This is a genomic window from Streptomyces sp. NPDC059256 (assembly GCF_042753785.1).
Classification (GTDB): domain Bacteria; phylum Actinomycetota; class Actinomycetes; order Streptomycetales; family Streptomycetaceae; genus Streptomyces.
On the sequence record NZ_JBHYZO010000013.1, the window covers coordinates 150,171 to 171,171 of the forward strand.

The 21,001-nt window shown below is 68.7% G+C and carries 22 protein-coding genes; 5 read left to right on the top strand and 17 right to left on the bottom strand.

The genetic code is table 11. The features are described 5' to 3' along the window. Positions 1 to 6: 6 nt before the first annotated feature. Together ACFXJL_RS25070 and ACFXJL_RS25075 are read right to left on the bottom strand one after the other, a co-directional pair. A complete protein-coding gene (locus ACFXJL_RS25070; RefSeq protein ID WP_358879922.1) occupies positions 7 to 375 on the bottom strand; it encodes a hypothetical protein in 369 nt (122 codons plus the stop codon). Positions 376 to 536: 161 nt separating this feature from the next. Continuing rightward, positions 537 to 1,166, bottom strand: a complete 630-nt coding sequence (locus tag ACFXJL_RS25075) for an ATP-binding protein (protein ID WP_384642198.1) — start codon at positions 1,164 to 1,166, stop codon at positions 537 to 539. 310 nt (positions 1,167 to 1,476) lie between these two features. Between ACFXJL_RS25075 and ACFXJL_RS25080 the strand changes: the two genes are divergently transcribed. Together ACFXJL_RS25080 and ACFXJL_RS25085 are read left to right on the top strand one after the other, a co-directional pair. Continuing rightward, positions 1,477 to 2,106, top strand: a complete 630-nt coding sequence (locus tag ACFXJL_RS25080; protein ID WP_384695829.1) for a class I SAM-dependent methyltransferase — start codon at positions 1,477 to 1,479, stop codon at positions 2,104 to 2,106. A 220-nt stretch (positions 2,107 to 2,326) separates the two neighbouring features. Continuing rightward, complete coding sequence (locus ACFXJL_RS25085; RefSeq protein WP_384695832.1) at positions 2,327 to 3,703, top strand: PAS domain-containing protein; 1,377 nt, start codon at positions 2,327 to 2,329, stop codon at positions 3,701 to 3,703. Positions 3,704 to 4,149: 446 nt separating this feature from the next. Here the strand turns inward: ACFXJL_RS25085 and ACFXJL_RS25090 are convergent, their stop codons facing one another. After that, positions 4,150 to 4,596: a nitroreductase family deazaflavin-dependent oxidoreductase gene (locus ACFXJL_RS25090; RefSeq protein WP_358879987.1), complete on the bottom strand. Its 447-nt coding sequence runs from the start codon at positions 4,594 to 4,596 to the stop codon at positions 4,150 to 4,152. Positions 4,597 to 4,902: 306 nt separating this feature from the next. Here ACFXJL_RS25090 and ACFXJL_RS25095 point away from each other — a divergent pair, with 306 nt between their 5' ends. Then, entirely contained in the window at positions 4,903 to 5,268 is a 366-nt protein-coding gene (locus ACFXJL_RS25095) for a DUF779 domain-containing protein (RefSeq protein WP_384695835.1), read from the top strand. Between the two features lie 72 nt (positions 5,269 to 5,340). Here the strand turns inward: ACFXJL_RS25095 and ACFXJL_RS25100 are convergent, their stop codons facing one another. From ACFXJL_RS25100 to ACFXJL_RS25145, 10 genes are all read right to left on the bottom strand, one after another. Beyond that, positions 5,341 to 5,535 carry a hypothetical protein gene (locus ACFXJL_RS25100; protein WP_329026797.1) on the bottom strand — a complete coding sequence of 65 codons (195 nt, stop codon included), beginning with the start codon at positions 5,533 to 5,535 and terminating at the stop codon, positions 5,341 to 5,343. 344 nt (positions 5,536 to 5,879) lie between these two features. Next, positions 5,880 to 6,623, bottom strand: coding sequence for a class I SAM-dependent DNA methyltransferase (locus ACFXJL_RS25105; RefSeq protein ID WP_384642187.1), 744 nt, complete (start codon positions 6,621 to 6,623; stop codon positions 5,880 to 5,882). Positions 6,624 to 6,910: 287 nt separating this feature from the next. Further along, entirely contained in the window at positions 6,911 to 7,573 is a 663-nt protein-coding gene (locus ACFXJL_RS25110) for an ABC transporter ATP-binding protein (protein ID WP_384695838.1), read from the bottom strand. After that, positions 7,566 to 7,826, bottom strand: coding sequence for a hypothetical protein (locus ACFXJL_RS25115; protein ID WP_384695841.1), 261 nt, complete (start codon positions 7,824 to 7,826; stop codon positions 7,566 to 7,568). Before ACFXJL_RS25115 ends, ACFXJL_RS25110 begins: the two co-directional genes overlap by 8 nt. Beyond that, complete coding sequence (locus ACFXJL_RS25120) at positions 7,819 to 8,736, bottom strand: ABC transporter ATP-binding protein (protein WP_358879986.1); 918 nt, start codon at positions 8,734 to 8,736, stop codon at positions 7,819 to 7,821. The genes ACFXJL_RS25115 and ACFXJL_RS25120 overlap by 8 nt, the downstream gene beginning before the upstream one ends. 41 nt (positions 8,737 to 8,777) lie before the next feature. After that, a complete protein-coding gene (locus tag ACFXJL_RS25125; RefSeq protein WP_358879916.1) occupies positions 8,778 to 9,656 on the bottom strand; it encodes an ABC transporter permease in 879 nt (292 codons plus the stop codon). Next, entirely contained in the window at positions 9,649 to 10,614 is a 966-nt protein-coding gene (locus ACFXJL_RS25130; protein ID WP_384695885.1) for an ABC transporter permease, read from the bottom strand. Before ACFXJL_RS25130 ends, ACFXJL_RS25125 begins: the two co-directional genes overlap by 8 nt. Positions 10,615 to 10,676: 62 nt before the next feature. Then, on the bottom strand, positions 10,677 to 12,308 hold the full coding sequence (locus tag ACFXJL_RS25135) for an ABC transporter substrate-binding protein (RefSeq protein WP_384695844.1): 1,632 nt from the start codon (positions 12,306 to 12,308) through the stop codon (positions 10,677 to 10,679). Between the two features lie 332 nt (positions 12,309 to 12,640). Continuing rightward, positions 12,641 to 13,399, bottom strand: a complete 759-nt coding sequence (locus ACFXJL_RS25140) for a PIG-L deacetylase family protein (protein ID WP_358879914.1) — start codon at positions 13,397 to 13,399, stop codon at positions 12,641 to 12,643. 50 nt (positions 13,400 to 13,449) lie between these two features. Further along, entirely contained in the window at positions 13,450 to 14,748 is a 1,299-nt protein-coding gene (locus ACFXJL_RS25145) for an alpha/beta fold hydrolase (RefSeq protein ID WP_384695847.1), read from the bottom strand. Positions 14,749 to 15,087: 339 nt separating this feature from the next. Between ACFXJL_RS25145 and ACFXJL_RS25150 the strand changes: the two genes are divergently transcribed. Next, the gene (locus ACFXJL_RS25150; RefSeq protein WP_384695850.1) at positions 15,088 to 16,251 is read left to right on the top strand and encodes an ABC transporter ATP-binding protein; all 1,164 of its coding nucleotides are present in this window, start codon (positions 15,088 to 15,090) and stop codon (positions 16,249 to 16,251) included. Between the two features lie 363 nt (positions 16,252 to 16,614). Further along, complete coding sequence (locus tag ACFXJL_RS25155) at positions 16,615 to 18,030, top strand: hypothetical protein (protein ID WP_384642176.1); 1,416 nt, start codon at positions 16,615 to 16,617, stop codon at positions 18,028 to 18,030. Between the two features lie 71 nt (positions 18,031 to 18,101). Here ACFXJL_RS25155 and ACFXJL_RS25160 read toward each other — a convergent pair whose 3' ends face one another. From ACFXJL_RS25160 to ACFXJL_RS25175, 4 genes are all read right to left on the bottom strand, one after another. Then, complete coding sequence (locus ACFXJL_RS25160) at positions 18,102 to 19,061, bottom strand: ABC transporter substrate-binding protein (protein ID WP_384642173.1); 960 nt, start codon at positions 19,059 to 19,061, stop codon at positions 18,102 to 18,104. A gap of 14 nt (positions 19,062 to 19,075) precedes the next feature. After that, positions 19,076 to 19,747 carry an ABC transporter permease gene (locus ACFXJL_RS25165; RefSeq protein ID WP_358879909.1) on the bottom strand — a complete coding sequence of 224 codons (672 nt, stop codon included), beginning with the start codon at positions 19,745 to 19,747 and terminating at the stop codon, positions 19,076 to 19,078. Next, a complete protein-coding gene (locus ACFXJL_RS25170; RefSeq protein ID WP_358879908.1) occupies positions 19,744 to 20,424 on the bottom strand; it encodes an ABC transporter permease in 681 nt (226 codons plus the stop codon). Before ACFXJL_RS25170 ends, ACFXJL_RS25165 begins: the two co-directional genes overlap by 4 nt. Before the next feature lie 100 nt (positions 20,425 to 20,524). Further along, on the bottom strand, positions 20,525 to 20,941 hold the full coding sequence (locus ACFXJL_RS25175; protein ID WP_358879907.1) for a VOC family protein: 417 nt from the start codon (positions 20,939 to 20,941) through the stop codon (positions 20,525 to 20,527). Between the last annotated feature and the right edge of the window lie 60 nt (positions 20,942 to 21,001).

The window sequence follows — 21,001 nt, forward strand, 5'->3', positions numbered from 1 at the left end:
TGGCGCTCAGGAAGCCTTCGGTCGACAGAGGTCGAAGCTGGGTGAGGCCGTGCACTCGGTGGCACGCGGGACCATCCCACTGCCACGCACCACCTGGAACAGGGCCACCACGGTGACGAGAACCAGTGCCACCGAGAGCGTCACGGTCAGGGTCGAGGCCGTTCGCGCCGCGGCAAAGGTCTTGATCGCGTACCAGAGAGCCGCGACACCGCCGAGCAGTGCGGTCAGATTGAGGTAGCTGTAGTCGGTCAGTTCACCGTTGACGACGGTCGACGACTGAGAGGTGATGGCGAGGACGAAGGGCAGGATCGCGATCAGGGCGAGGACCACGAAGGCTCGGATCGCACTGGTGGGTTTCCGTGGGGCTTCGAACACGCAGCGATCCTACGTGGCGCCCGGCGACTCGCCCTCGGCAGCGAGGACATGGGCACCGGCCCCCTGTGGCTCAGGGCACAGGGGGCTGCTGCGTTCATCGAGTCTCATCTCGTCTCAGGAATGAGCGGCAGGGCGCCAAGGGAACTCCGGGCGGCCGTGTCCTAGCAGGTCTGCCCGGAACCACGGAGGTCGGCCCAGACGACATGGCCCTCCGGGGTACCGGACTCCCCCCAGATCTCGGCCAGATGGGCCACCAGATGCAGTCCCCGGCCGCCCGTGTCCATGTCGGCGGACGGCGTTGCGGGAGGCAACGGCATGCTCTGCTTCGCCTCGTCGCACGGCCCCTGGTCCTGGACCTCGATCCGCACGACGGCTCCCTCGGGGCCGTGCCCCTGGACGAGCCTGACGGTGAGGACGACGGTTCCCTGGGCGTGCAACAGGGCGTTGGTCACCAGTTCCGAGGTGATCAGGCAGGCGTCCTCGTCCATGTCGTCCAGGTTCCAGCTGGTCAACTGGAGCCGCACGAGTCGACGGGCCGTTGCGACGGCCGTGAGGTCCGGGGCGAGGTGCCAGGAGAACACGGCCACGGCGGAGGGGGGCGTCGGCACGTCGACCGCACCGACGGCGGCCCGACGGGCGGGGCTCGGCTCCCACAGTGCATCGATGTGCACGGTGGGTGAGGGCCTCCGACGGAAGCAGGTCATCACGGCACCCGGGGCCGTACCGGCCTCACCCTTCGAGTGGCGCGGAGCCCGGTCGAGGGGAGTGAGATCCAAGTGGGCGTCGAGCATGGTGGTTCCTCTCCCTCCGGGGCCGTCGGCCGGGTCGGTACGAACCTGAGAGGTCCGCTTCTGCCAGGCTCCCCGGAGAGCGACGCCGATCACAGGGCGCGGGAGCGCTCTTCATGGCGCATCCGCCAAGCAAAGAGTGCGATTCCTCTTGACAAGAACCAAAAAGGCCCATTGCCGGATTTTTAGGTGCCTCAGCGGGGTCATCAGTGGTCCACTCGGCAGGGCACCCGGGTAGCCGTTCCCCGTCGACAGGCATTCCGGGGGCGAATCAGGGAAAGGACCCCAGCGGCGATCAACACCGGAGGTAGAGATGACCCAGCGACCGACTCCCGCGGCAGAACTCTTCGATGCACTGGGACTGAAGTACGAACAGGCGTTCGGTAACGCTCCAGCGCATCGAACGGCGCTGACCTGGCTGACCGAGCAGCTCGCTCCGGCCAGCGAGGTGCTCGACATCGGGAGCGGAACCGGGCGACCCACCGCACAGACACTCGCCGACGCGGGCCATCGCGTCCTCGGCGTGGACATCTCCCCCGGCATGGTGGAGATCGCCCGCCGACAGGTGCCGAATGCATCCTTCCGCCACCAGGACGCCCGAACCCTGGAGCTGCCGGACGCGAGCGTGGATGCCGTCTGCGCCTTCTACCCGTTCCTGCAGATGCCCCGGTCCGACCAGAAGGACCTCATCCGCAAGATCGCCCGCTGGCTTCGCCCGGGCGGTCATCTGCTGGCCGCGACCGTGCCCCTGGACGTGGAGGGCGTTGCCGGGCAGTGGATGGGACACGAGGTCGAGGTGACGAGCTTCGCCGCGGAGGCATTCACCGCACTACTGAAGGCTGCCGACCTTCAGGTCCTGCGCACCGAAGAGTTGGACTTCACTCCGGAGACGGATGGAGCGATCACCGAGCCGCAGGTCTTCGTGTACGCAAGGCGGCGGTGAGCGCGGCGACCGGAGCCGTCTGATCGCGCCCGTTGCCACCCGCACCACCGAGACCTGGCCCCACTCGGACGCGTTCGCCTATCGCTGCGAAATGGCTGTTTCGGCTGATTTCAACAGCTTCGCAGTAGAATCCACGTGTATGAACGCCATGGAGTGAAGCTTCGCACTCCAGACCGGGACGTCTGGCCGCCCGGCGACCGACTGGCGCGGGAAGGCACGCATGGACGAATCCAAGGGCGGTGCTCATGCCGGGGGCGAGGCACCCGCCGCGGACGGCCGGTTCGTCCTCTTCATGGACTACAGCCCCGCCTTCTCCTTCCTCGCGGACCGCGAGGACCGGCTCGTGTGGGTCAACGAGACCTTCCTGCGCTGGCTGGACCGACCCCGCGAAGAGGTGCTCGGCGTCCATCCCGACGAACTGCACGGCCCGGGTACGGCCGAGCAGTTCTCCCCCTCCACCGAGCAGGTCATCGCCACCGGCGAGGCGCTGAGCATGGAACAGACGGTTCGGCTCGCCGACGGTTCCACCATGTTCCTCGTCGGCCACAAGTTCCCCGTACCGCAACCGGACGGCACCGTCCTGGTGGGCGGCACGTTCGTCGACATGACAGCCCGGGTGAAGGCCGAGCGCGCCTGGACCGAAGCCGAGGAACGCTTCCGCACCTTTATGCAACTCCTGCCCGCCCTGGCCTACACCAAGGACTCCCAACTCCGTTACACCTGGGCCAACCCCGCTTTCCTCCGTGCCGCCGGCAGGGAACTCTCCGAGATCATCGGACGTCGGACCGAGGACTTCCGGTCCGCCGGACCACCTCAGAGCGACGAGGAGGGCGAGGAAACGGCCGTCATCGCGGATGGCCGACCCCGTTCCTTCCGCGCCAGGTTCACCCGGGCCGACGGAACGCTCGGCCATGCGTTCGGCTATCGGTTCCCCCTGTCGGAGCAGGGCGATGACACCGTCGGTGGCGTCTTCGTCGACCTCACGGAGGAGATGGCGGTCCGGGACCGGATGGTGGAGCGTGAGACCCGACTCGCGACCCTCTTCGAGCGCTCGCCCGTCGGCATCGCCGTCATCGACCTGGAGGGTGCACTGGCGGAGGTCAATCCGGCGTTCGCGGCCCTCCTGGAATCCGGTGCGGCCGAACTCCAACGCATGACCCTGATCGACATCGCGGCGGACGGGCCGGACTCATGGGTGCGGCCCGTGTTGCAGGAACTGCTGGACGGTAGACGCGCCCAGCACCGTGTCGACACCGAACTCATCCGCCCCCAGGACGGCTCACCCGTGCCGGTGTCCCTCCTGCTCACGCTGGCCCATGATTCCGCAGGAGATCCTCAGGAGTTCATCGCGATGATCTCCCGACGCCCCGCCTCCCAGTCCGCCGATGCCTCACGCTGGCCGGAAGACGAGGTGACCATCCTCCAACTGGTGGCGGCCGGAGCCTCCGACGCCCAGGTGGCACGGGAGTTGGCCATGGGCGAGTCGACGGTACGACTGCGGCTCGGGGCCCTCAAACGCCGACTCGATGCCAGAAACCGGGCACACCTCGTTGCACGCGCCTATCAGACCGGTGTCCTCACAACCACAGAGACCTGAACGGACCTGAACGGACGTGAACGGCCCCGAACACGGACTGCGCACTCCCGGGTCGACGCCACCATGGGCAAGAGGGCCGAAATCAGCGTGTCCCCCGCCGTCCCCAATGACCTTGCAACCTCCTCGCAACGTGCCGCGGTGTTGACTGAATTCCTGCGTCGGTAGTGTGCCGATCATGATCCACAAGCAGTCGGACAGCGTCGCCACCGTAGGGGCTGTCGTCTCATCCTGGCCGGTCAGCAGCATGGCGGGGGTGATCACGGCCTAAGGTGCGGCGCGTTCGGCTGAGGTGAACCACCCACCACAGAGAACAGTGGTGGGACCACCGATGGGCAGTGGATGGCTGGATGCCCATGGGTGGGCGGACCAGGACCTCGGAGCGGAGTCGGCGCCGCTCCGGGGTCCCGGCCCGCACCAGGCCGGCCGTCGAGCGGCGCCCACCCACATCATTCGCTCGTCGAGACCGCTTCCAGAACGAAGACGGGGATCTCCCGGTCCGTCTTCTCCTGATACTGGGCGTAGTGCGGGAACACCGCCACCGCGCGATCCCACCACTCGGCCTTTTCCGCACCGGTGACCTCCCGAGCGACCATGTCCCGTCGCACCGGTCCGTCCTGGAGCTCCAGGAACGGATTCACGCGCAGATTGTGGTACCAGAGCGGATTCTTGGGGGCGCCACCGATGGAGGCGACCGCCGCATACCGGCCGTCGTGCTCGACCCTCATCACGGGTGACTTGCGGAGCTTTCCGCTCTTGGCTCCGCGATGAGTGAGCACGACCACCGCCATGCCCTGGATCGACGTCCCCTTGGTGCCTCCGGAGCTCTCGTACAACTCGACCTGGTCGCGGACCCACTTCTCCGGGCTCGGCTCGTACTCGCCCTCCAGTGGCATGTCTTCCATCCCGTCCTCGTGTGCTCGGCCCGGGGGCCTCGGTCAAGGAACCAACGTGCCAGAGAGGTGCGTTGGTTCCGCGGCGCCGAGGTGCGCCCGGCTCCACCTCCCCTGCGGAATCCCACCGATGGCCGAGTTCGGCCGATCATCATCAGGTCCGATGAGCCGACCGCCCCGAGGGTCCGGAGCGGGAGACGAAGGGGCTGGTCTTGCCCGCCCCGGACGCGCCGGCCAGGCATGGGGATCCGTGGGCAATCGATGCGATCGGCAACGGTGTTGCAACCGCCGCAGTGGTCTGCTGGAGGGATGACGAAACGTCCACGCGTGGAGCTGACCGGGTCCGCCGCCTCGTTGCTGCGACGGCTGAGTCTGACGCACGGTCCTTTGATGTTCCATCAGTCAGGTGGCTGCTGTGACGGAAGCGCTCCCATGTGCTTCCCGCGCGGAGAGTTTCGTACCGGCGCCTCTGACATCCTTCTGGAGGACCTCCGGGTAGAAGGATTGGCGGAAACGGTCCCCTTCTGGATGTCACGCAGTCAGTACGAGTTGTGGAGCCACACTCGACTCATCGTCGACGTGGTGGAAGGTCGCGGTAGTGGGTTCTCGCTGGAGGCACCTGAGGGAGTGAGGTTCTTGATCCGCTCCCGTCTGGTCAACACCGACGAAGCCTGACGGCCTCCAGGGCGACACCCGGCCCTGGCGCACGGACTACATCACGGTACGACGCCACTTCGAAGGCACGACCTAAGGGTGCAGGCTGCTCACGACCTCGGCGGTGGCCGCGACACCTTCGTAGATGGTCGGGGCCATGCTGGTGCTGGCGAGGAAGAAGCCGAGCAGCGCGCAGACCAGTGCGTGGGAGAACTTCAGCCCGCCGCTGCGGAGAAAGACCGCCGCGAGCACCACCAAGAGCAGCACTACCGAGATCGAAATGGCCATCGCCAACCTCCTGTACCGTGCCGGAATTGCGGCATTCGGCCGTCAGTCTGGCGTAGCAGGTGGCCTTGGGGCGGCCGTGGCGTGTCGGCCGTACGGGTGGTTGGCAAACGCGCTCGGGTAACTGATGGACGGCGGGGTACCGGGAAAGCGATCGACCCACGCCCTGCGAGGTGTTGGGAAGACGGCCCCTGGTGCAGCAGAGAGACGGACCGAGTCGTGCGGGCGACGGCGGAGAGTCGGATCGCCGCAGAGGTGGACCACCCCGCCACGGCCGTGGCCCACCTCTCACACTCATCCGATGATCCGTCAGATTTTCGCCCATGGGGGTCGCTCGCTCGTCCTGTTCAGATGGACGGCTTCTCCCAGACGGAGATGTGCTGGTGGCTCTCGTTCGTGAACGGCTCCCGTGACCATCCCTCCCATCGGCCGCACAGCCGCAGCCCGGCGAGTTGGGCCATGAGGTCCAACTCTGCCGGCCATACATAGCGGAACGGGATGGACGTGTGCTTGGCCTGCCCTCCCTCGCCCACGGTGACGTAGTTGGAGCTCATCGCCTGGGTGGCGACGTCGTACGTGTCGAACGCCCACCGTGTGGCGCTGATGTGGAACGGCACGGCGCTCTGTCCTGGCGGTAGGAGGCGTAGGGCCGGCACCCCCACTTCGATGACGAACCGGCCACCCGGCCGCAGATGGGCGGCGGCATTGCGGAAGCAGGCCACCTGTGCTTCCTGGGTGGTCAGATTGTTGATCGTGTTGAAGACGAGGTAGGCGAGGGTGAAGTCGCCCGCCACCCGCGTCGTCGCGAAGTCCCCCAGCGTGATGTCGATGGCGTCCCCGCCCGGTTTGGCACTCAATCTGTCGACCATCGCCCGGGAAAGGTCGATGCCATGGACCGTCACCCCGCGGGCGGCCAAGGGAAGTGCGACCCGACCGGTACCGATGCCGAACTCCAGGGCCGGGCCTTCGCCGGCGAGTTCGGCCAATAGGTCGACCGTCGGGCCCACGGCAACCGAATCGAACATGCTTGTATGCGCATCGTCGTAGGTGGCGGCGATCGACTCTCCGAAGTATCCGTCGTCTTCATGCATGGGACGAAGCTATCGATTGCGGTCGTCGTGCGGCCTCTGGATTTTCGTGGGGCGGATGGTCCGCTTCACCGCCGAGAGCACACCGTCGGACACCAGTACCGTGAGCAAGGTCGTCCCCCCGGATCCACGGCCCGTGCCGCCCACCTGCGAGGCCGGTGGAACGAACGGCTGCCGCGAGAGGGACCGACCGACCGGGACTGCCGGTGGGGTGTCATCTTCCGGAACACGGCAATCACCGCCGGTGGCACCCACTGGACCGCCCGGATCCACCACTGCTCGGGAGCGGTTCAGCCGCCGTCGACGATGTCGGGCCATTGGATCGTTCGATCACACCAGCGTTCCAACAACACCCGGTCGTGGCCGACGGCGAGAAGTCCGGCGCCGCTCTCGCGACGGAACTCCTCGACAACGGCGACCAGCGCGGCCGTGGTCGAGGCATCCAGCATCGCGGTCATCTCGTCACACACCAGCCATCGTGGCCGCAGGACCAGGGCGCGGGCGAGGCAGGCGCGTTGCAGTTGGCCGTCGCTCACCTCATGGGGGCGCCGGTTGAGCAGTTCCTCGGTAAGCCCGACCGCTGCGGACAGTTCCTTGATGCGCGGCACGATCTCAGCGCGCCGGCCGGTTGCCCGCAGGGGTTCCGCCATGAGGTCCTTGAGCGCGAGTCGGGGGTCTGCGGAGAGCCTCGGTTGTTGGAACACGACGCCGATTGCGGTGCGCTGCGCCTGAGGCGCGGAGTGTCGCCAGCCGTGGACCGGTCGACCGTCGATGCGGACGTGGCCCTGGTACGGGCGGTGAAGGAGCGCGGCGACCTTCGCCAGGGTCGATTTGCCGCACCCGCTCGGACCGAGCAGTCCGATGGACTCGCCCTGATCGAGGGTGAGGGACGCACCCCGTACCGCGGGTGCCCGGCGGTCGTACCCAGCGGTGATCTCGTGGAGTTCAAGCACGGCGGGGCTCCTGACCGGCGAACGAGAGGTGTACATGGGCGGCCGGGTCGTGTGCGGCCCTGCGGCCGATGCCCTGGGGCAGGGCGTGTTCGGCTCCCTCGGCGGGACGGCGCGCCCGAGGAACGCTCGACAGGGACAGGGCCGGACCGCCAACACGCCGCACATCTCCGTTGGGCGTCACGCCGACGACACGCCAGAATTGCTCCCCGCCCACCAGGTGGACAGCGCCACTTCCACCGACCGCCCTAGGCATGTGCCGACTCCTGCTCCGTCGTCGACATCACGGGGTGATGGCAGGCCACCTGTTCGGTCAGCGCAGGGCGTGTTCCGCAGAGTTCCGTTGCACGGTCGCAGCGTGCCGCGAATGCGCAGCCGTCCGGGAGGTCCCCGAGTTCCGGTGGCATTCCGGGGATCGCGGTGAAGTCCCGCTCCGGGAGGGCTGCGAGCAGCCCGCGCGCATAGGGGTGACGAGGTCCCGGGGCCCCGAAGAACGTCGTGGCGTCGGCGAGTTCGACGATCCTTCCGGCGTACATGACGGCGATCCGGTCGGCGATGCGTTCGGCCGCCGCAAGGTCGTGCGTGATCATGAGGAGGGCGCGGCCGTCGTCGGTGTGGCGACGCAGCTCGTCCGCCGTGCGGTTCACCAGGTCCCGGTCGAGTCCGGTCGTCGGTTCGTCGGCGAGCAGGAGCGGCGCGTCGCCGATGAGGGCGAGCGCGGTGGCGGCGCGTTGCGCCAGCCCTCCGGAGAGTTCGTGCGGGTACCGGTCGAGGTGGCTCACCGGAAAAGCGGCGCGTCCGGCGGCTGTGACGGCGGCGGAGCGCAGGTCGCGTCGAGGGGTGTCAGTGAGGGCGCGCAGGGTTTCTTCGAGCTGCGCGCCGACGGTCCGTACGGGGGTGAGATGGGCGGCCGGGCTCTGCGGCACGAGACCGATGAGCCGTCCGCGTACTCGTCGGGCGAGGGTTCGTTCGTCCGCGCCCAGCAGTTCGATGCCACCGACGGTCGCGGTGCCTGCGGTCTGGGCGTTGCCGGGCAGCAGGCCGAGCAGTGCGGACGCCAGGACGGACTTTCCGCAGCCGCTCTCTCCGACGAGGACCAGACACTGTCCCGGTGCCAGGTCGAAGGAGGCGGAGGTGACGGCGGCTATGTGACGGCCGCCGCGCATCCGGAAGCGTACGGAGAGGTCACGTACCGACAGTACGGCGCTCACAGCATCAGCTCCGATCGGCGACGTGGGTTGATGCGGTCCCGCCAGATGCCGGCGAGCCCGGCGATGGCGAGGGTGGGAACGATCAGGAAGAGTCCGGGGAAGAGCGTGGGCCACCAGTCGCCGGCCAGCAGTGAACTGCGCGCGGTTTGCACCAGATTGCCGAGGCTGGCTTGGTGGGTGGGGAGGCCGAGCCCGAGGAAGGAGAGCGCGGATTCGTGCCACATGGCGTGGGGCACCATCAGCACGGCCGCGAGTCCGGCTTGGGGCAGCACGCTGGGGAGCAGATGGCGGACGGTCACCCGGCGTCGGGATGCGCCGCCGGAGATCGCCGCGTCGATGTGGGGTCGGGAGCGCAGTGAGAGCACTTCGGAACGCACGATCCGGGCGGTGGAGAGCCAGTGGGTGAGGGCGACGGAGATGACGACTGGCCACACCCCGGGGCGGAACATCGCCACGATGAAGATGCCGAGGAGCAGGTGCGGTACGGATGCGAACGTGTCGACCAGGCGCATCACCACACGGTCGGTCCAACCGCCGAAGGCTGCTGCCGCCGCGCCGACGAGGGTGCCGATGACCGTGGCGACGAGGGCGGCGACGAGACCCACGAGGAGGGAGATCCGCAGTCCGTAGATACAGCGGAGGAGCAGGTCGCGGCCCACGTCATCGGTGCCGAAGGGATGCTCCCAGGATGGCGGCTGAAGCTTCATCGACAAATCGACCGCTTGTTCGTCGAGCTGGACGATGGGCGGCACCAGGAGCACGGCGAGGGTCACCAGCGCGACGATCACCGCGGAGGACCAGAGCCGAACGGTTCGGGTGGAGCGGCGGGTGCGACCGTGTGAGCGCCACGCGGTGGTGGGCAGGGTGTCAGCCATCGAAGCCCACTCTCGGGTCGGCTAGTCCGTAGAGCAGATCGGACAGGAGGTTGCCGAGGAGCACCGCGGTGGTCGCCAGTACGGTGAGTGCGGCCAACAGGGGGAAGTCCACGGAGGTGGCGGCGGTGACGGTGGCCGCGGCGATGCCGGGCCAGCTGAATACCGTCTCGACCAGGAGTGCCCCGGTGATCAGCTCCGGCACTCGGGACCCGATGAGGGTGAGCATGGGCAGCATGCCGGAGCGCAGGGCATGGCCGAGGAGCACGGTCCGTTCGCTCAGTCCACGGGCGCGGGCGCCGCGGACGGGGTCCTCGTCCAGCGCGTCCGAGACTCCTTGGCGTACGTAGAGGTAGAACCAGGGCATCTGGGACACGCCGAGGACGGCCGACGGCAGCACCAGATGGGTGGCGACCTGGTCGAAGGTGACGACGTCGCTGGCGGTGTCGGTGAGCCCGCCGGCCGGTAGCACGCCGAGTTCGAGGGCGAAGAACCAGATGGCCAGCAGCCCGAGCCAGAAGGCGGGCGCGGCTTCGAGGGTGTAGGCGGCCGAGCTGACGCCGCGGTCGAGCCAGCCTCCCGGGCGACGTCCGGCCAGGACACCGAGCGTGGTCCCGAGCAGGATGGCGATCGCGAAGGCGGTGACGGCCAGCAGCACGGACCAGCCGATGCGTTCGCTGATGACGTCGACGACGGGTTGACGCATCACGCTGGAGTCTCCGAGCTCACCTTGGAGCGCGTTGATGAGCCAGTTCCACCAGCGGTTGACGAAGGGCTCGTCCGCGCCGAGGTTCGCCCGGATCTCGGCGAGCGTCTGCTCGCTCGCGGTGAGTCCGGCGGTGCCGGTGTACGCCTTGACCGGGTCGAACGGGGAGGCCGCGGCCACCGCGAACACACCGAAGGTCACCGCCATCAGGATGGGCAGGGCGAAGAGCGCGCGCCGCCCTGCCATCCGAGCCATCGCCAGCCACGGGAGGCGGCGTCCCGACGCGGGCACCGCCTCCTGCTCGACGAGCGCGGACTTCACTTCTTCGGGGTCCAGTCCTCGACGTTCCACCAGGGGCCGGAGGCGAGGCCGTGGTCGTGGGGCTCGATCTGGTTGGTCAGCCCCTCCCACTGGTCGTCGACGACGTAGAGGTGGTCGATGTGGGTGAGGAAGGTGTAGCCGGGGTTCTTCACCAGTTCCCGCTGGACCGTGTCGTACGCGGCCTTCCGAACGGACTTGTCCGCGCTCTTGCGGCCGTCCTGGAGGGCCTTGTCGACGACGGGGTTGTCGTACCAGGCCATGTTGTTGAAGCCATCGCCGGCGAGTGACGAGGTGAGCAGCAGGTACTGGTCGAAGTCGGGGTCACCGGGGGCTCCACCGCCCGCGAGCACGGCGTCCTGCTTCATCCTCGGCTCGATCACCTCCCAGGTGCCTGCCTGGGTCTTGATCGAGATGCCTGCCTTCTTGGCGTCGGAGGCGTAGGCGAGGGCGTGGTCCTGGCGGAGCTTGTCACCGGAGACGTACCAGAGCGGGAACTCCGCCCGTACCCCGTTCTTGACGCGGACGCCGTCGCCGCCCGGCTTCCAGCCCGCGTCGTCGAGGATCTTCTTCGCACGGGTCAGGTCATGGGTGCGTTCGGTGCCCTGGGCGAACCACTCGCTACCGGTCGGCACCGGGCCGTAGGCGGGCTTTCCTGCGCCTTCGAGAATCTTGTCGACCATGGTCTGACGGTCGACAGCGATGTCGAGTGCCTGTCGGACCGCGGTGTCACCGGCGACCTTGTTACCCGTGGGGAGGGTGACGGTCCGGTAGTCGTACGTGGTGGCCGCGTGGGTCTTCTTCGCCTTGTCGCCCTTGAAGCCGGCCGCGAGGTTGGGCGGCAGGATGGCTCCGTCGAGGTCTCCGGCACGGAGTCGGGTGGCGCGGACGTCGTCGTCCTTGATGATCGCCATGGTGAACTTCTTCACCTTGGGTGCGCCGCCCCAGTAGCCGGGGTTGGCCTTGAACTGGATCTTCTCGCCCTTGGACCAGTTGGTCAGGACATAGGGTCCGGTTCCGATCGGCCTGGTGGTGAAGGGGCCGGTGTTGACGTCCTGACGGCCGGCTATGTGCTCGGGTGCGATGGGGAGCACGGTGCGCTGGGCGAACGGCGCATAGGGGTACTTCAGGGTGAAGACCACGGTGTCGTCGCCGACCGCCTTGACGTCCTTGATCGCGTCCAGTTCCGAACGGGAGGCGTTGTTGGTCTTGGCGTCGAGGATCGTGCGGTAGGTGAAGACGACGTCCTTGGCGGTGAAGGGCTTGCCGTCGCTGAACTTCACGCCCTTGCGCAGGGGGTAGGTGTAGGTCAGTCCGTCCGCGCTGATCGTGGGGAGGGCCGAGGCCAGCGCCGGCTTGAGCTTCATCTCCGCGTCGAAGCTGAGCAACCCGTCGAAGATCTTGGAGTTGCCGTCCTTGCCGAAGCCGAGGAGGGGGCTGAGGCTCTCGGGTTCGTAAGCGATGCCGACGACCGCCGACTCTCCGGCTCCCTTGGCTCCTGCGGTGCCGCTGCTCGGGTTGGAGCAGGCTGCGACGGCGGTCAGTGCGGTGGCGGCGGCTACGGCCGCCAGGCCGCGTATCGGTCGGGTCGACCTGACTGGACCGGTCGCTCGCGTCGGTCGGGCGAACATGACTCCCACCCCTACTGAAGATCAGCTGTTATTACAAAGCGCTCGCAATTAAACAGCACACAAAAGTGTGGCAGGTACATCGGATCCGGTCGGAGGCTGCTCAAGGGCTGGTCGAGGGCTTCCCATGGACCAGCACCGCAGCGGGAAGACGCCGTCCTCGGGGTGCCACAGAGCCGGAATCCAGTCACCCACAGCCCGATCCTGACTGCCGTTCCGCCCGGTGTCGCCGCGCCGAGCGGGGCCGCAGCGCCGAGCGGGGCCGCAGCAGCACGCGGCCCCGGGGTTGCCCCCGGGGCCGTCAGACACGGCCTACGCCGCCGAGGTCTCCCCGGTCAGCGGCCGAACACCTCGAAGGTGACGGCGGGCCTCCCTCCGAAGCGCGTTCCCGCGGCCTCGGCAGCACCGATCAGGAAGGAGCGGCAGTACGCCTCGGGGTCCTCGTCCGTGAGCACGTCGATGTAGGTCCGGTGCTCCAGCAGGGACCGGACGGAGCGCTCCAACCCGTCGGTGGCGTCCACCGCGTGGGTGGGGTCGGTGGACCCGGCGACCGCGACCCAGCGGACCCCGTTCCACGGTTCGAGACCCTGGTCGGTGATCAGTTCGGGGAAGATCCAGCGGTTGCCCGCGTCCGCGGCGGCGTCCAGCGTGGCCCGTCCCACCGCACGGTGGTCAGGCGTGTTCCAAGCCGTGCCGCCCCAGGTGTCCCGGTGGTTCAGGGTGATGACCAACTCGGGGCGGTGGCGCCGGATGGCGGCGGCGATGTCCCGTCGCAGGGCGGTGCCGTACTCGATCACGCCGTCCCGGTGGTCGAGGAACTCCACCGTCGACACGCCGACGACCGCAGCACTCGCCCGCTGTTCCCGTTCCCGCAGCGGCGCGCACTCGGCGGGGGCGAGGGTGTCGATGCCCGCCTCGCCTCGGCTGGCCAACAGATAGGAGACGTCTCGCCCGCCGTCGGTCCACACCGCGATGGCCGCGGCGCATCCGTACTCCAGGTCGTCGGGGTGGGCGACGACGGCGAGTGCGCGCTGCCAGTCCTTCGGCATGGGGAGCAGTTGGTCGGTCTCTGGGTGGTCCACGAGCTCGGTCATGCGCGCAGAATACGGCGCCGCGCGGGGCTCGGCGCCGTATCACGGCCTTCCTAGACCTCGTCCCTGACCAGGGCGATCAGCCGGTCCAGGACCTTGGGTCCGCCCGCGCGCAGCCCGTCGTGTTCGAACTCGTCGGTGACAAAGGTGCGCAGTCCCCTGATGGTGCGGGCGGTCCGCAGGGAGTGCTCGGTGTCCACGTACATGTCGTCGTGGTAGATGGCCGCCGCAACCGGCACCTCATTGGTGGCCAGCCGATCCGCGTCGTAGAGCGGGCCCCAGTCGGTTCGGGCCGCGAGGAGTTCGGCTGTTTCGCGCAGGGGGCGCAACGCCGGGTCGCTCTCGAAGTGCCACGGGTGGATGGTCTCGCCGGTGAACAGGAGTGGGGAGTCACCGGCGAGGGCGGTGGAGGCGTCGAACTGCGGGAACTCTCCCCTCACGCGTTCGGCCGCCCATCCGGTCGGCTCCTTCCCCTGGCCGTAGATCGCCTCGTGGAGGACGGCGTAGAGGGGGTGCCCGGCGAAGGAGAGCGTGCCGAGGACAGCTTCCTGGAAGGCGTCGGAGAGTTCGTACCGGTCACCGACCCGGACGAAGGCGCCTTCCAGCAGGTAGTGGAGCTGGTGACTGCCGTCGCCGCCGCCGAGCAGGATGCCGAGGGACTGGAACGCCTCCGGGGTGAGGGTGTAGCCGTTGGGCAGTACGGGGCGGTGTTCGGCGAGATGGGCGGCGATGCGGCGCGCCCGACGGACGTCCTGGGGATAGCGGGCGTAGTGGGCCTCCACCTTCCGCTGGATACGGGGGTAGGCGGCGCGATAGACGTCGTCGGCATGACCGTCGAGGGAGGGCAGCCCTCCGGTGATGAAGACCTCGCGCAGGCCCTCAGGTGCGCTGGACAGGTAGTGGGTGGCGCAGAATCCCCCGAAGCTCTGGCCGAGCACGCTCCAGGGGGCGCCACCGGTCAGATGGGGCCTGATGGCTTCGCAGTCGCGCACGATGCTGTCGGCGCGGAAGTGGACGAGGTGGGCAGCCTGGGCTACGGCATCGCCGCGGGCTGTGAGCGTCTGACGGTTCTGCGGGGTGGAGCGTCCGGTGCCGCGCTGGTCGAGGAGGAGTACGCGGTAATCCTGGACGGCGCGCCCCAGCCAGGCGCCCCGACCGGTGAAGCGGCGGGCGCCGAATCCGGGGCCGCCCTCCAGATAGATGAGCCAGGGCAGTGCGTCGGCGGCCCGTGAGCCGGCCACCACCTCGCGCCCGAACAGCTCCACCTGTTCGCCCTCGGGATCGGTGTGGTCGAGCGGCACGGTGAAGCGGCGGTCCGTGAGGACGACCCCGGGCTGGCGATAGCTGGTCACTGGTACTCCTGTTCTCTGCATGGCGCCCGCCCATGGGATCACATGGGCGCATACGACCGGAGAGACAGGGTCCGATTTGCGACGATGGTGTCTCGGGAGCCGGGCCGGGCGGCCTCCTCAGGAGCGAACGGCGCCGACAGGAGCAGGAGCGTGCGCGTCAGGCAGGCTGCGGGGCCGCGTGTTCCGTCGTCGGCACCGGACGGGTGCTGGCGCTCGTCGTTCCCATCAGCGCTCTGCCCGCCCGGCGGGCGCGAGCGCGGCACGAGTGCGGGAAGAAGCGGTGACTCGTACAGTCGCTGCCCGTGTGCGGCTCGGTTGCCGGACTCCTACCGTGGGGGCATGATCCGGTTCGAGCAGGTCAGCAAGGTCTACCCGGACGGCACCACCGCCGTCGACGGCCTCTCCTTCGAGGTTGCGAAGGGCGAACTGGTCACCCTGGTCGGCCCCTCGGGCTGCGGCAAGACGACCACGATGATGATGGTCAATCGGCTGGTCGAACCGACCGCCGGCCGGATCTTCGTCGATGACGAGGACATCTCCACCGTCGACCCGGTGCAATTGCGCCGCCGCATGGGTTACGTGATCCAGCAGGCAGGACTGTTCCCGCACCGAACCGTCCTCGACAACACAGCGACGGTTCCGGCGCTGCTGGGCTGGAAGCGCGCCAAGGCCCGGGCGCGAGCGGCCGAACTGCTGGATCTCGTCGGGCTGGATCCCTCCGTGTACGGGTCGCGCTATCCCTCGCAACTCTCCGGTGGCCAGCGGCAGCGGGTGGGGGTGGCGCGTGCGTTGGCCGCCGATCCACCCGTGCTGCTGATGGACGAACCGTTCGGCGCGGTCGACCCGGTGGTGCGGGAACGGCTCCAGAACGAGTTCCTGAAGCTCCAGGCCGATGTGCGCAAGACCGTGCTGTTCGTCACGCACGACATCGAGGAGGCGGTCCGCATGGGCGACCGCATCGCCGTGTACGGCCAGGGGCACATCGAGCAGTTCGACACTCCGGCCGCCGTGCTGGGCACGCCCGCGACGGCCTACGTGGCCCAGTTCGTGGGCTCGGACCGGGGGCTGAAACGACTGTCCGTGACCACCATCGAGGAGGAGGACCTCGAACAACCACCGCTCGCGCGTCTCGATGAGTCCGCACAGGCAGCTTCGTCCCGGCTCAAGGAGGAACGGGCCCGTTGGGCGGTCGTCACCGACACGGACGGTGAGTTGCACGGCTGGGTGTCGGCTGAGGCACTGGCGATCGCCGGGAAGGAGGGAACGGTCGGAGATCTGGCCCGTCGTATGGAGGCATGGGTTCCGTTGGGTGCGCCGTTGAAGCAGGCGTTCAGCGAGATGCTCCAGTACGACGCCGGATGGGTGGCGGTGGTCGAGGGATCCCAGTTCGTGGGCGTCCTGACGCCCGCGAAGCTCCATGAGGCGCTGCGTCGCTCGGTGGACGCGGACGAGCGCGGCGTGGGTCGGGACGAGGTGGACTTCACCTCCGTATCGGACGTCTAGAGACCCCCGTATCGGACGTCGAGAGCCGGTCCCCGGGGCAGAGCGCCGGCATCGAGCCGCAAGGAACCCCGTTCCGGCCGCGGGCGCGGGACCGGAGTCGGGATCGAGAGCGGAATCAGAATCGGGCGAGTGACGAGTAACCAGTAACGAGTAACGAGTAACGAGTAACGAGTAACGAGAAGGGTGCCGGCGTTCGGCCACGCCCGGCGCGGGGCACGGCGGAGCCCGCCGGTGCGGTCCCGCCTTCGGCTCGCCAGGTGGCAAATGCGCCGTGTGGCAGGGCGAGTTGAGGGACGTCGCACGGACACCACCGGGACGCGGTACGGGGCGATCGACGCCCCTCGGGTCGGATACGGTGCAGGTGTGCTGATCACGGGAGGAAACACGGGGGCGCTGGGAACAGCGCTGCTGATCGCCGCCGCTCCGGTGGGCAAGGGGCGTCTGGTGGACGCGAGTTCGGTACTGCCGGCGCTGGCCGCCGTTCCCCCGAGCGCCTTGACGGGTACTCGGGTGGCCACGGTGATCGAATTGGCGGACCCGCTCGATCCACAGACGGTGCTGACCCGCGTCCGCGCGGCAGCGGCTGTCGACGGGCCCCTGTTCCTCTATGTCGTCGGACAGTTGCAGCTCGACCGTAAGCAGCGGCTTCCGCATCTCGCACTCGCCCGCAGCGCCCCGTCGACCCTGCGGTACACGGGACTGCCCTGGCACTGGCTCGCGGCCGAACTGGCCGGAAGACCCCCGGGGGCGACGACCGTCATCGTCGATCTGGTCGCCGACCCCGATGCCTGGAGTCAACTCTCCGAGGCCGGTTTCGGTCTGGGGCCCGGAGTGCGGCTGTACGGGAGGGTGGCACCGTCCTCGCGTCGGGAGCAGGCGCTGCCCAACTATCTGAAGACGTACGCCTCGGTCTGGCGCGGCGGCTCACGCCCGGATCTGGCGACCCTGCACGAACAGGCCGCGATCCAGGCCGGGATGGAGGGTGTGTTACTGCTCGCGCACGTCCCCTCGGTCGGCCCTGCCGAGGGTGCGGGAATCGTCAGGTCCGAGGCGCGGCCGGCCGGTGTTCCCGTAGCCGCCCCGGCCGCCCCCGTGGCGACCGCCCCCGCGCCGACGGTGTCTCCCCCGGTACCGGGCGGCACCCCTGTGGTCGGTTCGCCCGCCGCGTCGACCACGAGCCCGGAGACGGCGCCGCCCGGTTCGGTGGCCCCTGCTCCCCCCACGGCCGCAACGGTCTTCGGCACGGCCTCCGCGCCGGCCCGTCGGGTCCCCCCAACACCGCTCGCCGGCGGAGCAACGCCACTGCCGAGGACGGCTGCGGCCCCCGTACCTCGGGCCCGGGAGACACACGACCCCCATCCGGCGATCCTCGCCGCCGCGCGGGCCGGACGGCACAGTGAGGCAGCCGCGGCGGCAGCGGCCTGGGAGCAGCAGGAGCTCAGAACGCACGGGCCACACTCCCTCCAAGCCATCCACTGGCTGGAGGTCCGTGCGGATCTGGCCCGGCTGGCGCAGCAGCCCGGACTCAGTTGTGAGTTGTGGATGACGGTGGCCGACGCTCGGCTCGCACGGCAGCAGGCGGCGGACGAATCGGATGTCGAGGGGGCCGTGGACCGCGCCCACCACCAGTGGGAGCAGATCGGGGACCCGGCGCGGGCGCGGGAGCTCGCACCGAGGTTGGTGGCGCTGCGCCGAGCGGTGCCGGGGCGCCAGCGTGGTGCGCTCAGGGTGCTTCAGCGGCGCCTGGAGGGCCTTCACCCGGGCCACTCGACCGCATAGGGCCGGACTCATGCCCGCGTCACGGCGCCCCTGTGTCGCCCGGGTCCCCCGGCATCGCGCGGCGGCGATGGTCAGTCCTGGCGCAGGAGTGCTTTCGACTCCAGATAGGTGCGGGCCACGTCTTCGGGCAGCCTGCGCCAACTGTCCACCTGTTCATTGAGGGAGGCGAGGTCGGCCGTGGTCAGGACGGTGTTCACCGCGCCCAGGGCGTCGGTCACGCCCGCGCTGCCGGCTCGGGCCCGATTGACCACGGGCACGATGTAGTCGGCGTTCTGTAGGTGCTTGTCGTCGGCCAGGATCACCAGTCCGAACTCATTGAGCGTCGCATCGGTGGTGGTGGTCAGCACCATCTGGTCCTGACCGCTCTGGACCGCCTGTTTGGCCTGGGTGGTACCGACGCCCTTGGGGTCGATGGCCGTGATGTTGATCCCATAGGTCTTCTTGAGCCCGGGTTCGCAGTAGGGCCGCTGAACGCATTCGTCCCCCGCCGCGAGTCGGACGGGCAGTCCGGATCGGCCCAGGTCGCTGAGCGTCTTCAGCCCGTGTTCCCTGGCGTACTTCTTGGACACGGCGAAGGCGTTCTGGTCGACCGCCTTGCCCGGAGCGAGGACCTCCAGGCCCCTGGGGGCGGCGAGTCGCCGCAGGGCGGTCATGGTGGCGGTGAGGTCGGGTGACCCGACGGGGGGCGCCTTCTCCCCGTTGACCTTGGCGTTCAACCAGTCGGCGAAGGTCGCCGCGTACTCGGGCACGACGTCGATCTGGCCGTTCTCCAGTGCGGGCTCATAGATCTCCCGGTTGGTGACGGACAGGATCTCGGTGCGGTAGCCGGCCTGCCGCAGCAGCAGACCGTACATCTGGGCGAGCAGGTCGCTCTCGGTGAAGCCGGCCGAGCCGATGGTCAATTCCTTGCTGTCGCCGGGAGATCCGGTGACGTCCCCCTGGTGCTCAAGGGACGGGCCGGACGTACAGGCGGTGAGGACGGTGAGAGCGGCGAGCAGCAGGGGGACGAGTGCGCGATGGATGCGAGTCATGTGCTGTCCTGGGCTCATGTGCTGTCCTGGGCCCAGGAGGGGGCGAGCCGCTGGCCTAGTTCGCAGATCCCCTCGACGATGAGGGCGAAGAGCGCGACCAGTACGGCTCCGGCCACCACCATGGGGGTGGAGGCGAGGTTGAATCCGGCGGTGATGATCCGCCCGAGTCCGCCGCCGCCCGCGAGTGCCGCGATGGTTGCCGTGGCGACCAGTTGCACGGCTGCGATCCGTACGCCGGTGAACACCAGGGGCAGCGCCAGGGGAACTTCGACGCCCCACAGCACCTGGCGGCCGGTCATCCCCATCCCGCGTGCGGCGCGGACGACGTCCTGGTCGACTCCGCGCATTCCCACATAGGCGTTGGTGAGCAGGGGCGGTACGGCGAAGAGCACCAGGGCGATGATCGTCGGCCAGGAACCGTAGCTTCCGATCGGGCTCAGCAGCAGGAGGACGAGAACCGCGAAGGTCGGGACGGCACGGCCGATGTTGGAGATGTTCACGGCGAGTGCGCCGCCCTTGCCGAGATGGCCGAGGACCAGTGCCACGGGCAGGGCGATCAGACAGCTCAGCCCGAGGCAGACCGCGGTGAGGAAGAGGTGTTCGAGGAGACGGTTTCCGATGCCGTTGTCCCCGGACCAGTGGGAGGCGGTGGTGAGCCAGTCCCAGGTGTCGGCGACGGTGTTCATGACCGCACCGCCCGCGTCCAGGGGGTGGCGAAGCGCTGGATGAGCAGGAGCAGCAGATCCGCGGCGATGGCGATCACGACGCAGAGGACGGACGCGGTGAGGACCTGGGCCTTGAAGTAGGTGTTCATTCCGGAGTAGATGAGGTTGCCGAGCCCACCGTGTCCCACGATGGCGCCGATCGTGACCAGGGAGACCGCGGAGACCGTCGCGATGCGCAGTCCGGCCATGGCTGCGGGCAGTGCCAGGGGCAGTTCGACGGCGAGGAGCAGTCGGACGGGACCGTAGCCCATGCCGCGTGCGGCTTGTCGGGCCTCGTCGGGGACGGCGCGCAGCCCGGCGAGAATATTGCGCACCAGCAGGGTGAGGGAGTAGAGGACGAGACCCGCGACGACCAGCGAGGCGGAGAGCCCGTAGACCGGGAGGAGCAGGGAGAACATGGCCAGCGAGGGGATCGTGTAAAGGATCGTCGTCACGCCGAGGACCGGGCCTGCGGCCCAGTTCCAGCGCCGGGCGGCGAGGGCCAGGGGCACGGCGAGGGCCAGGGCGATCAGTACGGAGACCCCCGTGAGCTGGAGGTGCTGTTGCACCGAGTCCCACAGGATCTGACTGCGGGTGGAGAGGTACTCGCCGCAGATCCAGTCGTTGCGCGCGAGACAGTCGTCGGGGGGCGCGGTCACCCGTCCATTGCAGCCCCGGCGTGGCGGGGATCGCGCGTTGTGCTCCCCTGTTCGGGTGGGCAGCGCGCAGCCGTCGGCGGGCTGCGAGTCCAGCGCGTGCCTACCCGGTGGTCACAAAGCGGTCCGCGTACTGCTCTGCCGGCGGGATCTCGGTGATCACGTCGATCAGTACGCCGCTGGGGTCGGTGATGATGAAGTGGCGCTGGCCGAAGTCCTCGCTGCGGATCTCCAGGGTGGGAGTGAGCCCCTCGCGGACCACGAGCCGTTCCCATTCGGCGTCGACGTCGTCGACCTCGAAGTTCAGCAGGAGGCCCGTGACTTTGTTGCGGTAGCCCTCCGGGATGGTGGGGTGGGTGTGGTCGAGGATCGCGAGTTCGTAGGGGAGGTCTCCTCGACGGCGCAGGCTGACGTACCAGTCGGCCTCGAAGGTGATGTCGAAGCCCATCAGTTGGGTGTAGAAGTCCATCGTCTCGCGGACGCGGTCCGTGGCGATCACCGGGTAGAAGCTGCTCAGCATGGCGGCTGCCCTTCGTTCACATTCCATCGGTATGCGAGATACGCTATTGGCGTACCTCCG